Origin of the sequence: Flavobacterium glycines (assembly GCF_900100165.1) — a bacterium.
Lineage (GTDB): Bacteria > Bacteroidota > Bacteroidia > Flavobacteriales > Flavobacteriaceae > Flavobacterium > Flavobacterium glycines.
Map to the genome: position 1 here is coordinate 904,650 of NZ_FNEO01000001.1, position 15,930 is coordinate 920,579.

Genomic DNA, 15,930 nt, shown 5'->3' on the forward strand with positions numbered 1-15,930 from the left:
AAAATATGCGCAAATATAATTAAAAAAACAATTTGTTACAAAAATAACATCAAAAATTAACATTAAAAATGAAAAAAGGCGTCTGTAAGGTGTTCAATTACAAAAGATTTACCTTCTTTATAGATGGAAATTATGTCAAAACGGACATTGATGTCGAGGTCTTTTTCAACTACGTAGTTGTCAACGGCTTTCGTAAGTAGTTTTATTTTTTTGGTATTGACAGCGTCCTGAGGAAGGCCAAATTCCAGTGATGAACGCGTTTTTACTTCTACAATAGCCAGTGTATCATTTGTTTGGGCTATGATGTCTATTTCGGCTTTTTGAAATGTCCAATTGGTTTCCAGTATGGTGTAGCCATTGTTTTTTAAGAAATTAACAGCTAATTCTTCGCCTAGTTTTCCTAATTCGTTGTGTTGAGCCATTGGAAATAGTGTTCAGTGTTCAGTAATCAGCCAAATTGTTATTGATTTTTGATATTGTTATTGAAATTGCCATTGATTAATCTTCAAATTTCAATGTACTCTTTTCAGGAGTAACTTCCATAGATACCGTGCTCCCTAAAATCAATGCTCTATTGTCCTGAATATGTCCTGCGGGGAAATTATAAATTACAGGGATGTCGTATTTTTTAGTTACATCTTCAATAATTTCAACTGCATTTTTTCCCCATGGAATTTCGTTGTCTTTCATTTTTGTCATAGAACCTACTACAATTCCTTTTATGCTTTCCAGACAACCGTTGCGTTTTAAATTCATCATCATACGGTCGATATGGTATAAATATTCATCCAGATCTTCGATGAATAAGATTTTTTCATGACAATCAATTGCTGATGGAGAACCAAACAAACTGTACAAAATAGATAAATTTCCGCCTACTAATTCCCCTTTTGCTTTCCCTGCACGGTTCATTGTGTCAGAAGGAATTTCATAACTAATAGGTTCATTAAACAATGCTTCTCTTAAAGTTTCTTTGGCTTCCGGAGTAGCTCGGGGAATACTTACCGGCATGATGCCATGAATGGTTTTGTATCCAAGTGTGTTAAGATGATTGTGTAAAACCGTAATATCGCTAAAGCCTACAATCCATTTTGGATTTTTCCTGAATTGGGTAAAATCTAATGAATCAATTATTCGAACAGTTCCATAGCCGCCTTTTACGCACCAAATGGCTTTGATGTTGGGATTGTCTAATTGTGCTTGGAAGTCGGCAGTTCGCTCCTCATCTGTTCCTGCAAGCTGATTGTTATCCAAGCCAATACTCTTGCCTATTACGACTTCGAGTCCCCAACTATGCAATAAATCGATAGCGGGCTGTAATAAGTTTTCGGTATATTTTCTGGCGGTGGCTACAATAGCAATAGTGTCTCCTTTTTGTAAAGCGGCTGGTGTAATCATGTTTTGTTGAGCTTGACTGGTGAAAGATTGAAAAAATAAAATCAGGAATAGACTAAATATTCGGCTTGAAAATAAAAATCGGGAAGTAGTCATATTGTGTTTTTCCTGAATAAATAAAAATTGAAATGCTTTGTCGAAGCATTAAAACAAAGATAACTAAAAACCAAAAATATTATATTGGAAATTGTATGAAATGGATTAAATTTACTAAAGTGTTTTAACTTAGTTGTTTATGCAAAAACTGAGATTGATTGTTGTTGCTTTGCTTTTATTGGGTCAAATGATTTTTTCTCAGCCCAAAAATTATCGAATTCATACGGTAGCATTTTACAATTTCGAAAATCTATTTGATACAATTGATAATCCTGAGACACATGATGAGGAATGGACTCCCCGGGGAATACAACATTGGACATCTAAAAAATACCATCAGAAACTGCAAAATCTTGCCCGGGTTTTGAGTGAAATTGGCAAACCGGAAAATTCCAATTCGCCTACATTTATTGCAGGTTCTGAAATTGAAAACAGAAATGTACTTGAAGATTTAATTCAACAGCCCAATATGGCGGCCCGGGATTATGGAATTATTCATTTTGATTCTCCTGACAAAAGAGGGATTGATGTGGCTTTATTGTACCAAAAGAAATTTTTCCTGCCTACTTCTTTCACAAATATTCCCTTGAACATTTATAAGAAAGAAAATCAGGAGTTTGCTTCCACCTCAGAAGAAACCGATAATGATATTGTTGGGAACAGCTATCAAAATCGGATTTTTACCCGTGACCAACTTTTAGTAACGGGATTTTTGGATGGAGAAGAAATTCATATTATTGTCAATCACTGGCCTTCGCGTTCAGGCGGGGAGAAAAAATCGAGTCCGTATAGAGAAGCAGCCGGGATTTTGAATCGAAAAATCATTGATTCGTTGCAAAAAATCAATCCAAATGCTAAGGTGATTACGCTTGGTGATTTGAATGATAGTCCTTTTAATAACAGTATCAAAAAAGCATTGGGAACTAAGGCTCAAAAACAGGATGTGCCTGAATTCGGAATTTACAATCCCTTTGAAGAAATGGCTAAAAAAGGTTTGGGAACTATAGCTTTTGGTGATGCTTGGGATATCTTTGACCAAATTATGCTTACCCAGTCTTTGGTGAAAAATGATTTTTCGACTTATCAATATTGGAAAGCGGGAATTTTTAACAGAAGTTATCTGATTCAGAATTCAGGACGTTACAAAGGGTATCCTAAACGACATTCGGCAACCGAAGTAGGTTTTAGTGATCACTTTCCCGTTTATATTTATCTGATTAAAGAGGCTAAATGATGTTTTTTAGGTGTGTTACACAAAGATTCGCAAAGGAAATACTAAGTTTCGCAAAGATTTTTCTTTAAAATTGAATGTTGATGAAGTTAATTTCAAACTGTTTCTTTGTGTCTTCGGGGTTTTCTTAGTGAATCTTTGTGAAAGCCAACATTCTTTTTTTCGTACCTTAGCTTTTTTAAAAAAACAACTCAAAATGGCAATTTCAAGACCTTTTAACCTGATCAAATGGATTGATGAAAATCGTCAATTGCTAAAACCGCCCGTTGGCAACAAGAACTTGTATGTAGATTCCGGTGATTATATTGTGATGATTGTTGCGGGACCTAATGCCCGAAAAGATTTTCATTATAACGAGACTGAAGAATTGTTCTATCAGTTAGAAGGTTCTATTCAAATCCTTACTCAGGAAGATGGCGAGCGTCATGTGTTGGAACTCAATCCCGGCGATATGTACCTTCATCCGGCTACGATTCCGCATTCCCCTATTCGTTCCGAAGGTTCCATAGGTTTGGTTATTGAGCGAAAAAGAGCCAAACAAGGTTTTGTAGACGGTTTGTTGTGGTATTGCGATAATTGCAATCACAAGTTACACGAAGTCTATTTTGAACTCAACAATATCGAAAAAGATTTCTTGCCGCATTTTGAGGATTTTTACAATTCAGAAAAACTACGTACTTGCGAAAAATGTGGAACTGTTATGGAAACAGATCCAAGATTTATCGCTAAAAAATAATTTTTTTAAGGAGCTTTTCCCGTTATCCACTCTATCTTTCCCTGCTTAAAGAAAGCAGGAAAAGGATGCCGTTACTACCGGGGCTAAAACACAAAACGTACTAATTACCATGACAACAATCGCAACTCAATTTGGAATAAAAGCCGCTTTAGCACAATTAGGAATTCGCGAGCTAAATGATGGAACATCAACAGGAGTAAACTCTTTTTCAACAGGAGAAATTCTGGAAAGTTACTCGCCTGTGGATGGTCAGTTGATTGCAAAAGTAAAAACCACTTCGGCTGCCGATTACGAAAAAGTAATGCAAGCGGCTACCGAAGCTTTCCAGTCTTTCCGATTGATGCCGGCACCACAACGAGGTGAAATTGTACGTCAGTTTGGAGAAAAATTACGCCAAAATAAAGAAGCTTTAGGTAAATTGGTTTCTTACGAAATGGGGAAATCACTGCAGGAAGGCTACGGAGAGGTTCAGGAAATGATTGATATTTGCGATTTTGCCGTTGGACTTTCCCGACAATTGCACGGTTTGACGATGCATTCTGAGCGTCCTAATCACCGAATGTATGAACAATACCATTCTTTAGGCGTGGTCGGAATCATTTCGGCATTTAATTTTCCGGTGGCAGTTTGGTCCTGGAATGCTGCGCTGGCTTTGGTTTGTGGCGATGTTTGTGTTTGGAAACCATCTGAGAAAACACCGCTTTGCGGAATTGCCTGTCAAAATATTTTAGCACAAGTTTTACAAGAAAATAAGCTACCGGAAGGAATTTCATGCTTAATCAATGGCGATTATAAATTAGGAGAATTATTGACTAAGGATTCCCGAATTCCGTTAATTTCAGCTACTGGTTCTACCCGAATGGGGAAAATTGTGGCGCAAACTGTGGCTGCCCGTTTAGGGAAATCTTTATTGGAATTAGGTGGAAACAACGCTATTATTGTCACTCCCGATGCCGATATTAAAATGACGATTATTGGAGCTGTTTTTGGAGCTGTTGGAACAGCAGGACAGCGTTGTACTTCTACGCGTCGTTTAATTATTCACGAAAGTGTGTATGATAAAGTCGCAACTGCTTTAGTTGCTGCTTACCAACAATTGCGTATTGGAAATCCATTGGACGAAAAAAATCATGTAGGGCCATTAATTGATATTGATGCTGTCGAAAAATACAACAAAGCCTTAGAAAAAGCAGTTGCTCAAGGAGCTAAAATCCTTGTAGATGGATCTGTACTTTCGGGTTCCGGATATGAAAGTGGCTGTTATGTACAGCCTGCCATTGTTGCAGCCGAAAATTCATTTGAGATTGTGCAATGCGAAACTTTTGCTCCTATTTTGTATTTGTTGAAATATTCAGGAACAGTTGAGAATGCAATTGCAATTCAAAATAATGTTGCCCAAGGATTGTCTTCAGCAATTATGACTACCAACTTGCGTGAAGCCGAATTGTTCTTGTCGGTTTCAGGTTCTGATTGCGGAATTGCCAATGTAAATATTGGAACTTCCGGTGCCGAAATTGGAGGTGCTTTTGGCGGTGAAAAAGAAACCGGCGGCGGCCGGGAATCAGGTTCAGATGCCTGGAAAGTCTATATGCGAAGACAAACCAATACTATAAACTACGGCAGTACTTTGCCTTTGGCACAAGGGATAAAGTTTGATTTGTAAAATTTAAGAAGCTGTTTCTAAAGGTGCTTTTATTGATTTTTTTGAAAGATCTTCAATAGGAGCATCAGCAGATGTAGTTTTAACAAATTGAATTGCATCTTCACGGGCTGCTTTGTCTTCATATATTTTACTGATACCTATGATTTTTCCGTTTGAGGATTTTAGGTTAAAATAGCATTCATTGTCAGCAGTTCTTTTTCTATAAAATTTTGAATCCTCCTTAGAGTTACGTTTTATGGATTCTATTACAATTAAACACATTGCTTTGTTTTTATAGCCTGATTTACTAAAGATTAATTGTTCATAACTGTCTAAAAAATCAAATCTAAATTCTCCATTTGTATTTTTGTTAATTACAAATTTTCCCATTTTAAGTTTGTTGTTTATTGTTTTTGATTTGGGGTATTACTCCTTTTTTTCTAATCATTAAAAATAATTTTAAAGGTGGTTCCTATACCCACTTTACTCTCTACAGTAATTTGTCCATTCATGGATTCAATTTGATTTTTGGTGATATACAAACCAATACCATTTGCGTTTTTATGCTGGTGAAATGTTTTATACATACCAAATAATAAATTACCATGTTTTTCTAAATCAATTCCTAATCCGTTATCATTAATAGTTAAAACCTTCTTTTTGTTTTCTATGAAAAAATCAAATGTGATGACAGGAAATCGATCCGGATGAGCATATTTTACAGCATTGGTGCTAAAATTCAATAAAACACTTGCCAGATAAGCAGAGTTAAAATTAATAATAGACCCTTTTGGAACCTTGTTTATAATAGTGATTTTGTTTTCAAAACCGTAGTTGTTAATTAACTTGCTGTTTTTTTCCAGATAACAGTTTAAATCTAAAGGTTCTTTAATGATATTTATGTTATTTTGAATGTTAACAATTTGAGAAATTTGAGAAATAGTCTCATTCAAATCATTAGAAACAGTTCGTAGGTGATTTATATATTCTTCTTTTGTATGATTGTTTTCTTCTTCATCAATTATGTTTAAAAGCATTTTGATGTTTCCTGCGTGCGTATTTAAGTTGTGCGAAACAATATGAGAGAAATTTAATAAACGACTATTGTGTTCACTGTATAAATTTATTTGTTGGGTTAATTCTAATTCCTTTTCTTTTTGAGCTTTTAAGTTAGGAAGTATATTGTTTTTTGTTTTTTGATTCTCAATATGAGTTATTCTAAATAAGTTGATGTAAAAAATAATACAGCCTTCAGTGTCAAATTTTGTTTTTATAAAAGCTCTGATTAGTGATAATCCTTTTTTGGGTAATGAACTTCTAAATTCAATTTCTGCTTTTCCTTCTTTTTTTTTGAGTTGTATAAATAGTCGTAATATTTTAAATCGATCATCTTTATAAATTCTATTATAAAAAATGAGAGGGATAGTGTCCGGGACAAGGTCGTTTGGTAATTCCAGTGTTTTATATACTGATTTGTTTATTAGTAAATTATGAAAATGATTGTCAGGCAGAATTTTAAATATGAACATTTCTTCTGATAAAACTTCAAATAGTTTTTCATCAAAATTATTTGGTTTTTTAGGATTGTAGCTATTGTAAAAATGAGATATCATATTTTATTATTTTAAAAAAGTGATGTTATTACAAAAGACTAAAAATTACAACTTTAAAGTGCAATTGTCTAAAATAAAGGATATTATCCAACGGATTTCTATAATATAGTTTGTTTTTTTTGGCTGCATTTTAATATATCGTTTCCACTATATAATAAGTTTATTGTATTTTTTGTAGAAGAAAATGAAATACTTTGTTATATGATTTTTGATTTTTTTTTGAGGTAATTTCCCGAAGCAAGGCTTCGGGAAATTAAAAACAAAAAAAACACCCGAATTAATACCTCTTGAGATATGTCCAGAGGTAATTTAGTTTATTTAGAATTTATATGTGATTCCAATTTTTCCACCACTGGTCGCATTTCCACCGCCTAATTCTAAATTGATTCCTAGTTTATCATTAAAGAAATATCTTCCGCCAATTTGCGCTCCAAGTCCAATATCAGAAGCATCATTTGTTTTATAAGCGTCATTTTCATAATTCCAGACGTAGTAATTAAGGCCGAGTCCAGCGTAAAAATCCCATTTTTTTGAAATTTCTAACACACGGTTAAAATGGTAATTACCATTGACACCAATACCAACTACGGAAGATTTGAATTTTGAGTTTCCAAAGTTTTCACTTTTTGAGCGATAGGACAGTTCTCCTCCTAAAGTAATGTCTTCATGAAGACCATAATCAAGACCTACATAAACAGGTGTTCCCCATCCTGAGGTTCCTAATCCTGCATTTAATTGCATATGTCCTTTTCCTAATCTTCCTTGTGCAAATGTTCCAAAAGAGATAAAACTGAATGTTAATAATAGAATGTTTTTTTTCATGATTTTGACATTTTTTTGACTTTACCGCATAACTCAGGATTCACGTGATTTTATAAGTAAATCAATTGTTAGCTGGTATAATTACATTGGGTTAATACATTTAATTCAAACTTAATTAGTCATTAATTAAACTGATGAAGTTTGTGATAGTACAAATGTAATTGCTCTGAAATCATTACTTTGTAGAGGGTTTAGTAATGGTTAGTAGAATTATTTCTACAAGAAAATCAGAAAAATTTAGAAGTCAAAGTATCAGAACTGTTTTAGAGAAGATAAGCAGGAACAAAAAACAAAGTAGAGATGAAAACAGTAGATAATAAATTATTCACTGTCATCATTATAAAGGCGGAAAAGTTCAATTAAAGTTGCTAAGTTGTCAATTTCTAATTTTTCAAAAATCCTGTTTTTAAAAGTGCTAACCGTTGTTTTTTTGATATTTAAAAGATCAGATATTTCTAAGTTGCCATAGCCTTTAATTAGCATTCTGGCAACTTCTAATTCTCTATTGGATAATTGCTCTATCGGATTAATAGGTGATTTAGAGATATACGAATCTAAAATTCTATCCTTCACATTTTGGGTGATGTATTTTCCGGATAAAATCATACTGGTTAATGCTTGTTTCATTTCTTCTTCAGAACTTCCTTTGTTTAAGTAGCCTGAAGCACCTGAGTTCAAATAGCGCAAAGCATAGATGTCTTCATGATATGCAGTAAATATTAAAATTTTAATATCTGGTTGAATATTTTTAACGTCTTTAATAATATTAATACTGTTTCCATCAGGAAAATTAATATCTAAAATCAGTAAATCAATCTTAGTTTCATTTAGTACTTTAAAAGTGTCTTTAAAGTTTCCCGACATGTAAATTTTTGGATTCAAAAACAGCTCATTAATCAACATGGAAATTCCTTGCCTTACTATGCTATGGTCGTCTGTGATTAAAAAAGTACAGTTATTAGGTAATTTCATTTTACTAAATTAAATTATTTTTCTTCTAGATTTTACTCAATACCAAATTGAATATTATAGTAGTTCCTTTGCCTTCTTCACTTTGTACATTGATTTCGCCATCAAACAATTCAACTATTTCTTTGCAAAGATTTAAGCCTAAACCAACACCTAAATCATTGACTTTTCTGGAAACCGTTCCTTGATAGTACGATTTAAAAATATTATTTAAATCATTTTGGTGGATACCAATTCCATCATCGGCTACTTCAACGTGGAGATTCATTTCATAATCCGAAATGGTATCGACATTAATAGTTATATTGATATTGCCATTCTCTGTAAATTTATTTGCATTGCCAATGATGTTGTAAAACAATTGATGAATTTTAGTCACATCTGTACAAACTTCACAATCGGAATTAAGATTAGAATGAATGTTTATTTGATTTCCTTTAACTTCTGCTAACGAAGTCATCGAAGAAATGATTTGGTAAATCTCAGTTTTTAAAGAGATGTTTTTATTTTTTAATTCTAATTTTCTGTTTTCATCTTTAGAGTATTCTAAAATTTGATTTGATAAAAGAAGTAATGAATTTGTTGTAAATTCGATAGCTTTAAAGCTGTCTTTTAGTTCGGTCTCTTTAATTAAAGAACGAACTTTTCTGCTATACATCGAGATGATATTTAAAGGAGATCGGATTTCGTGACTAATCATTCCCATAATTCGATTTTTAAAAATTAAATTCTGACGTATTTGATTTTGAGCAGCTATCAATCTTTTTTCATATTCAAAGGCTACATGGGTAAAGCTAAGGAGAACAATAGATACAATAAACATAATAACAATCAGGAATATTATGGAATAATTTCTAACGCTTTTATTTGATTTATATTGATTAACTATGTTGTTTTTATTGTCCGTTTGAAGTAAATCAGCAGAATTTTTATAATCAGAAATAATGTTTTGACCCATGTTCAATAATTCATTGTTGAGTGCAATTAATTGAGAATCTTTATTTCTTAAATCTAAAAATGATTTCTTTAAATTGATGAATTCATTTTGGTAATAGTTATTGGTTTTGTAAAAAACAGTTTTTAATTGGTCTTCAATACTCCCGGAAATCACTCTGTCTTTGTATTTCATAGTTACAACGGTGTTCAGCTGTTCTTTTTGAACATTGAGTCTTCCGGCAAAAGCATCACCAAGCCGGGCTATTAATCCTTTTCGGGAAACGCTGTCTACTTTGATGTAGGAATCTGTTTTTACACTGTCTAGAATTTTTTTAGATTCAAATCTTGTGAATTTAAAAAGCTTAGCTGCATCGTCGTGACTGTTGTTAATTTGGCTATTGATAATAGAATCAATTGTAGATTTTAAAATTGAAATCTCAGCTTCGGTTTGCCCTTTTTTTGCAATTAGTTTTTTATAAGCTCCATTTCCATTGGAAATAAAATGCAAACTATCTAATAAGTGACTGATGTCATTTAAGGAAGTAGAATATTTTTGGAATGAAACTTCATCTCTGTTTTTGAGATAATTATTAAAATACTTTTGTGATTGAATCAAAGAAGTATTTGCAAGATGGGCATAGTTAATTATTTTCTCTGAAGACGAGATTTCTTCAAGAGCGTTCGATAATTTTGTTTCGTTTTGGGTCTCGTTATACCAGATAGCAATAGCTGTGATTTGTAACAAAATAACGCTAGCTAACAAAGTATAATGAATGATTTTTCTATGCTCAAATTTTATTTTTTTTAAATAAAAAGCACGGGATGGGGAGGGAATTTTAATCAAAACTTATTTAATATTAAAAATTAATTAAGGAAATTACAACTACTTTTTTGACGTTAATTATAAAATGGATAGAATATGTTTTGTTGTCATTTTACTCATTTTAGATTTTATTAGGTTAAAATCAAATGGTATAGTTATTCATCAAAAAGGAATTGATGCTTTAAAAAATTAATAATTTATTTAATTGTTTTATTCGGTAGCGAATTATTGTTTATAAATATTGTTTAGCGTATTGTTTCGATAATCAATACACTATAGCCATAATAACAAATAAGAAAGTGTTAAATAGATTTGGGGAAAATCTTTAGATGACTAACTTTTAATAAACATCCTTTTGTTTAATGCAAAATTAAGGATGTTCATTACAAATCATGTAGTTCGTTATAAAAACTCGTGTAGAATTAGTTCTACACGAGTTTTACTAAGTGATCAGTTTTTAGTTTGATGAATAGATTTTAGATAAATAGTCTGTTATTTTACCTAATGTCTTTTTTACAAATTAAACGAAGCTCCAATGTTAAACACAAATTGGTTGTTTAAACGTTCAAATCCAGTAGCTTCTGGTTTGTATTTAGCAATAGGAAATCCTATTTCACTAACTATTCCAAAACCCTCTGTAAAGAAATAACGAACGCCCAAATGTGCGCCAAAGTTTCTTAAACCTAAATCTAATCCTGGATAGATATCTACCTTTTCGTCAATGTTAAAAACATTGCCTAAATTGGCATTAAAGCGGGCTTTAATATCTACTCTGTCGCTAAAATCGGGTTTGTTGTCTAGTTCATCTCTACTTACAGATAGTAAATAGGAACCTACAACTCCAATCGAAATATTTTCTCCCAAACCATAATCGTTAGAAAGACGAATTCCAGAGCCTCCGTTTTGAATGTTAGCGGCTATGTCAAATTTGATATCTCCTTTTCCTTTAAAGGCTTGTGCGCTAATTAGGCTTGTAAAACTTAATAATAGTAGGCTAAATGTTTTTTTCATGATAATTTTTTTATACAAATGTAGTTAATTTCTCCCTTTTTCTTCGAAATATAAATTATTCAATGGTTCGCTTTGCCAGAACTCTTTTGTGTCAATATCCATTATCGTCAGTGGACCTTTGAAAGCAGCTCCTGTATCAACATTCCAAATACAGGCTTTTTTAACAGGAATGGTTTTGTTTATTCGAGTAACAGGGGTGTGTCCTATGTATATTTCATGGTATAGCAATAATCTTTTGGGATATGATAAATCGTTGGAATTGATGTTCATGTCTAAGGCTAAAGCGGTTTCCCATAAAGTTCGGTCCCAGTAGAATAATTTTGGAAAATATTCAAAATTAACTCCGTTCATATTGGTAAATCCGGCGTGGATAAATAAGCGTTGGTGGTCGTCTAAATAATAATCATGTAAGGATTGCAAAAACTCAATATGAATTTGTTTGTTTTCGTCGCTTACGTTTTCATAAGCTATAACGGTTGCTTCGCCTCCATGGTTGTACCATAAAGCATTGTCTTTGTTGTCTTTTAGCCAATGGAGTAATAATTCGTCATGATTTCCTCTGATGAATATACAGTCGTTTTTGGCGTTTAATTCAATTAAATAATCGAGTACTTGTGGTGATTGACTCCAGCCATCAACATAATCTCCCAGAAAAATTAGTTTGTCTTTTTCGGTAACCTTAGCTCTTTCCATAATTTGATGTAAAGCCCGTAAACCTCCATGAATGTCTCCTATGACTAATGTTCTCATTTTTTTTGAAATCTGCTTTTATTCTGTAATATAATAAAAATTGTTTTAAGAAACAGAATGAAATCAGTTTTTTAATGCATAAGTCTATAAAAAAATGCATAATGGATAAAAAAAGTGCATAAGATATTATTTGATGTTGTAAAAAAAACGACTCGTTTTTTGTGGAACTTTACGTACTTTTTTGTAGTTTTATACTGCGTTTTAACCGGTGCGTGGAAATATTTTAAAAATCCAGAATATGTTAGGGATTTTGCTTAGGTGTAGTTTTGCAATAAGTTGACAAATAAATATTTCAGAGAAGATTTATATAAACTAAGTTTAAGTGGTAATTACATATGAAAGAAAAACTCTCTGATTATAAACATGCTTTAGATGAGTCAGCTATTGTTGCTATTACTGATCAAAAAGGTATAATAATACATGCGAATGATAATTTTTGCAAAATCTCTAAATTTAGCAGGGAAGAGTTAATAGGTCAGGATCATAGAATTATTAATTCCGGTTTTCATCCGAAAGATTTTATTAAAAATATATGGACTACTATTGCTAAAGGAAAGATTTGGAAAGGGGAATTAAAAAATAAGGCTAAAGACGGGACGACTTATTGGGTTGATACTACTATTGTTCCTTTTTTGGATGCTAAAGGGAAGCCTTATCAATATATTGCAATTCGTTCCGATATTACAGATAGAAAAAAAGCAGAAGAAAATTTGATTAGATATTCTAATGCTTTAGAAATAATGAACAAGCAGTTAGTTGATTTTTGCAACATTGTTTCTCATAATTTAAGAGCGCCTTTAACTAACATCGCAATGTTAGTGGATTTCATTGAACAGAGTAAAAGTGAAGAGGAACGTAAGGAAGTTCAAGTAAAAATAAAACCGGTAATTAATCATTTATTAGAAGTTTTTAATGAATTAGTTGAGTCTATTCAGGTGCAGCAGGATGCCGGAATTAAAATTGACGAGATTGTTGTTAGGGAATGTATAGAAAAGAATTTGAATCTGTTTGTAACTCAAATTAAAAAATATGAAGCTACTGTTAAAACAGAATTAGTTGGTGTTTCTAAAATATATTTTCCACAAAAGTATATTGATAGTGTATTAACTAATTTGATTAGTAATGCTTTAAAATACAAGTCTCCAGATAGAAAATTAGTTCTTGAGATTAAAGCGAAACAAGAAGAAGATACTTTTTTATTAGCTGTTAGTGATAATGGTTTGGGGATTGATTTGGATATGCATAAACATCATGTGTTTAAGATTAGGAAAACCTTTCATAGGCATAAGGATGCAAAGGGATTTGGACTTTATTTGATTAAAACGCAAATAGAGGCGATGGGTGGCAAAATTTGGGTTGAAAGTAAAGTGAATGTTGGAACAACTTTTTTTGTAGAATTTAAAAATATAAAATATGAAGACAATTAAGAATATGACATTAATAGATGATGATGATATTTTTGTTTTTTTAACCAAAAAAGCTATTGAAAATACAAGTTTGGTAGAGCTAATCAGGGTTTTTGGAAATGGTTTAGATGCAATAAATTTTCTTATAGAGCATTGTAAAGATTTAGAGGCATTACCTGAAATCATATTGCTGGATCTTAGTATGCCTATTATGGACGGTTGGCAGTTTTTGGATCAATTTACAAAGCTGGCACCTAAAATTGATAAAAAAATAACGATATATATTTGTTCCTCGTCAATTTCACCGAGTGATGTTGAATTAGCTAAGAAAAATGATTTAGTATCGGATTATATTATAAAACCGATAACAAAAGATAAATTGATAGATCTGCTAAAAAATATTATTGAGGAAATTTAGGTTTAATTATTGTACGTCGTATTTCATTTTTCTTAAAATACGCATGGCTTCCTTGAAAGATAAATAGACTGAAGGAAAGGGTTTTAGGTGTGTTTTGGCATCGATAAGTTTTTGTTTGGCTTCTTCAAAACCGTTGAGGTAACAAATCATGAAAGTAGAAGGAAGATTTTCCAGGTCTTTTAGTTCTCTTTGAGATAATTGCTGGTTTGTTTTGAGTTTGTTTACTAATGCTTGATTGTTGTTGTAAATATGAAAAAGCATTTTTTTATTGAATGCCGGTGGTTCAAAAAGCATTTTGCTTTCAATTTTGTAATAGCCATTTTCAAAAAAATGAATAGTTTGCTCTTCCAAAGGATAGAAGCTGGTTTTATCGTTTAATCCTAGTGGAACATATTCGATAATGGTAAAACTATTTTCGTCAAAAGAGATGGTGACCACATCCTGAGCTGAATAAAAAAGTTTAATGTGTTCGTTAATTAATTCGATATCCACTCGGGATAAAAAGATTTTATCTCGAACTCTCTTGGGGGTTCCGGCCCAGCATATGACAAATAATTCTTTGAAAACTTTGTATTTTGGGGCCATGTCCTTGTGTCTGAAATTCATAAAATCATAAAAGCCGTCCAAGGTGTATTTGATATTATTGCGGGAATTGTTTTCAAGGTCTATGACCGTAGCCGTATTCAGGTAATTTTTTTCTATTTTGTCTTCAGTAGGTGTGGTGTTGCTGCCTCGTCGGATAAAAACACTATGAGCAGGGATAGTGTGAATTCCTTTTTTGAAAGAGGAAATTTTATTCTTGGGTTTTATAGTGACTAACCCAATTACTTTGTCTTTTGGTAAATTGGGAAACGGAACATTTTCATACTGTATTTTAGGCGGATTGTCTAAATAAGCGTTGATTAGATTTTGAATATGACTATCGTCAAAAAAATCAGCGCCTACAATTTCATTATCTTGGTCTTCCACGCCTACAACAATATAGGAATTGTTAGCTGGGTTTGAGTTAGAAAGGGCGCAAATGTGCTTTAAAAATTTGGATTTTCCTTCTTTTGTGTGTAAATTTAATTGACGTTTTTTGTCGTAAAAACTATTTTCATCGTTATGAGAAAGCAAATTTTTTATTAAAAGCCGTTTGTTAATCATTTGATAATAAAATTTACGATTTGAGTTTTACAAAAAAAACATTGCTTTTACGGCAATTTTATTGTTTTTATTGCGTTGTGAATATACTAATTTTAAATAAGTAAGAAAAAATGAAAAAGATTAAATTTTGCCCCCAATTATTTTTTGTCATTCTTTTGTTGGCTACTTTTTTTACAGCATGTAATGATAATGACGACAGTAATCAAACTGCAAGAATGACGGTTCGAATGACTGACGCTCCCGGAGATTATGATGAAGTAAACATTAATGTTCAGGATATCATGATGAAGACTTCAACTGATACCGGAGAGGAAGGTTGGAAAAGTGTCGTGAGCGATGGGTTTGTTCCCGGAGAATATAATTTATTGGATTTAACAGGAGGAGTCAATCTTTTATTGGCTGATAATGTTGTTCCTGCTGGATATTTAGGACAGCTTCGATTGGTTTTAGGAGAAGGAAATAATTTTGTTAAAGATAATGTTGTTTATCCGTTAGCTACACCAAGTGCTATGCAATCCGGTTTGAAATTGATGGTTAATCAAACTTTGCAGGCTGGAGCTACCTATGATTTTCTTTTGGATTTTGATGTGGCTAAGTCAATAGTTTCAGCCGGAAGTTCAGGTGTATACAATTTAAAACCTGTAATTCGTGTTTCAACTATGGCTACATCGGGAGTTGTAAAAGGAAAGATAAGCCCAGCTTTGACAGGTTTCCAAGTTGTAGCGACAATTCCGGTAGGAGATACTACTGTTTCGGCTTATGCTGATGAAACTGGAGCGTTTCAATTAAATGGAATTCCGGCAGGTACTTACACGGTTACATTAACTCCGGAAACAGGTTCAGGTAAAGCTATTAAAACAATAAGTAGTGTGCTGGTAGTAAATGGAGAAGTAACGGATTTAGGTAATATCACCTTAGATAATGCGTTATAATTTT

General features: G+C 32.4%; 16 protein-coding genes. 6 read left to right on the top strand and 10 right to left on the bottom strand.

The features are described 5' to 3' along the window. Window positions 1-62 precede the first annotated feature (62 nt). Complete coding sequence (locus tag BLR17_RS03480; RefSeq protein WP_066325702.1) at window positions 63-422, bottom strand: YraN family protein; 360 nt, start codon at window positions 420-422, stop codon at window positions 63-65. A 76-nt stretch (window positions 423-498) separates the two neighbouring features. After that, entirely contained in the window at window positions 499-1,398 is a 900-nt protein-coding gene (locus tag BLR17_RS03485) for a S66 peptidase family protein (protein WP_139068327.1), read from the bottom strand. Between the two features lie 232 nt (window positions 1,399-1,630). Between BLR17_RS03485 and BLR17_RS03490 the strand changes: the two genes are divergently transcribed. The 3 genes from BLR17_RS03490 (at window position 1,631) to amaB (ending at window position 5,121) form a co-directional block, all read left to right on the top strand. Beyond that, on the top strand, window positions 1,631-2,725 hold the full coding sequence (locus tag BLR17_RS03490; RefSeq protein WP_066325699.1) for an endonuclease/exonuclease/phosphatase family protein: 1,095 nt from the start codon (window positions 1,631-1,633) through the stop codon (window positions 2,723-2,725). Between the two features lie 193 nt (window positions 2,726-2,918). Continuing rightward, window positions 2,919-3,458, top strand: coding sequence for a 3-hydroxyanthranilate 3,4-dioxygenase (locus BLR17_RS03495; protein WP_066325714.1), 540 nt, complete (start codon window positions 2,919-2,921; stop codon window positions 3,456-3,458). Window positions 3,459-3,567: 109 nt separating this feature from the next. Next, complete coding sequence (gene amaB, locus BLR17_RS03500; protein WP_066325698.1) at window positions 3,568-5,121, top strand: L-piperidine-6-carboxylate dehydrogenase; 1,554 nt, start codon at window positions 3,568-3,570, stop codon at window positions 5,119-5,121. A 3-nt stretch (window positions 5,122-5,124) separates the two neighbouring features. On the opposite strand, the gene BLR17_RS03505 is transcribed toward amaB, so the two are convergent. From BLR17_RS03505 to BLR17_RS03535, 7 genes are all read right to left on the bottom strand, one after another. Next, complete coding sequence (locus tag BLR17_RS03505; RefSeq protein WP_066325695.1) at window positions 5,125-5,490, bottom strand: YegP family protein; 366 nt, start codon at window positions 5,488-5,490, stop codon at window positions 5,125-5,127. Window positions 5,491-5,540: 50 nt separating this feature from the next. Continuing rightward, window positions 5,541-6,713: a sensor histidine kinase gene (locus BLR17_RS03510; RefSeq protein ID WP_066325693.1), complete on the bottom strand. Its 1,173-nt coding sequence runs from the start codon at window positions 6,711-6,713 to the stop codon at window positions 5,541-5,543. Window positions 6,714-7,031: 318 nt separating this feature from the next. Further along, the gene (locus BLR17_RS03515) at window positions 7,032-7,535 is read right to left on the bottom strand and encodes an outer membrane beta-barrel protein (RefSeq protein WP_066325691.1); all 504 of its coding nucleotides are present in this window, start codon (window positions 7,533-7,535) and stop codon (window positions 7,032-7,034) included. Between the two features lie 321 nt (window positions 7,536-7,856). Further along, window positions 7,857-8,507, bottom strand: a complete 651-nt coding sequence (locus BLR17_RS03520) for a response regulator (RefSeq protein ID WP_066325689.1) — start codon at window positions 8,505-8,507, stop codon at window positions 7,857-7,859. Window positions 8,508-8,532: 25 nt separating this feature from the next. Further along, the gene (locus tag BLR17_RS03525; protein WP_066325688.1) at window positions 8,533-10,284 is read right to left on the bottom strand and encodes a sensor histidine kinase; all 1,752 of its coding nucleotides are present in this window, start codon (window positions 10,282-10,284) and stop codon (window positions 8,533-8,535) included. Window positions 10,285-10,776: 492 nt separating this feature from the next. After that, a complete protein-coding gene (locus tag BLR17_RS03530) occupies window positions 10,777-11,274 on the bottom strand; it encodes a DUF6646 family protein (RefSeq protein WP_066325686.1) in 498 nt (165 codons plus the stop codon). A gap of 24 nt (window positions 11,275-11,298) precedes the next feature. Next, window positions 11,299-12,024: a metallophosphoesterase gene (locus BLR17_RS03535; RefSeq protein WP_066325683.1), complete on the bottom strand. Its 726-nt coding sequence runs from the start codon at window positions 12,022-12,024 to the stop codon at window positions 11,299-11,301. A gap of 335 nt (window positions 12,025-12,359) precedes the next feature. On the opposite strand from BLR17_RS03535, the gene BLR17_RS03540 reads away from it, so the two are divergent. Next, the gene (locus tag BLR17_RS03540; RefSeq protein WP_066325681.1) at window positions 12,360-13,451 is read left to right on the top strand and encodes a PAS domain-containing sensor histidine kinase; all 1,092 of its coding nucleotides are present in this window, start codon (window positions 12,360-12,362) and stop codon (window positions 13,449-13,451) included. Continuing rightward, window positions 13,438-13,848 (top strand): response regulator, encoded by a 411-nt coding sequence (locus tag BLR17_RS03545; RefSeq protein ID WP_066325679.1) that lies wholly within the window; start codon window positions 13,438-13,440, stop codon window positions 13,846-13,848. Before BLR17_RS03540 ends, BLR17_RS03545 begins: the two co-directional genes overlap by 14 nt. A 6-nt stretch (window positions 13,849-13,854) precedes the next feature. Here BLR17_RS03545 and BLR17_RS03550 read toward each other — a convergent pair whose 3' ends face one another. Beyond that, on the bottom strand, window positions 13,855-14,994 hold the full coding sequence (locus BLR17_RS03550; protein ID WP_066325677.1) for an ATP-binding protein: 1,140 nt from the start codon (window positions 14,992-14,994) through the stop codon (window positions 13,855-13,857). Between the two features lie 110 nt (window positions 14,995-15,104). Between BLR17_RS03550 and BLR17_RS03555 the strand changes: the two genes are divergently transcribed. Then, window positions 15,105-15,926 (top strand): DUF4382 domain-containing protein, encoded by an 822-nt coding sequence (locus BLR17_RS03555; RefSeq protein WP_066325675.1) that lies wholly within the window; start codon window positions 15,105-15,107, stop codon window positions 15,924-15,926. Window positions 15,927-15,930: the final 4 nt, after the last annotated feature.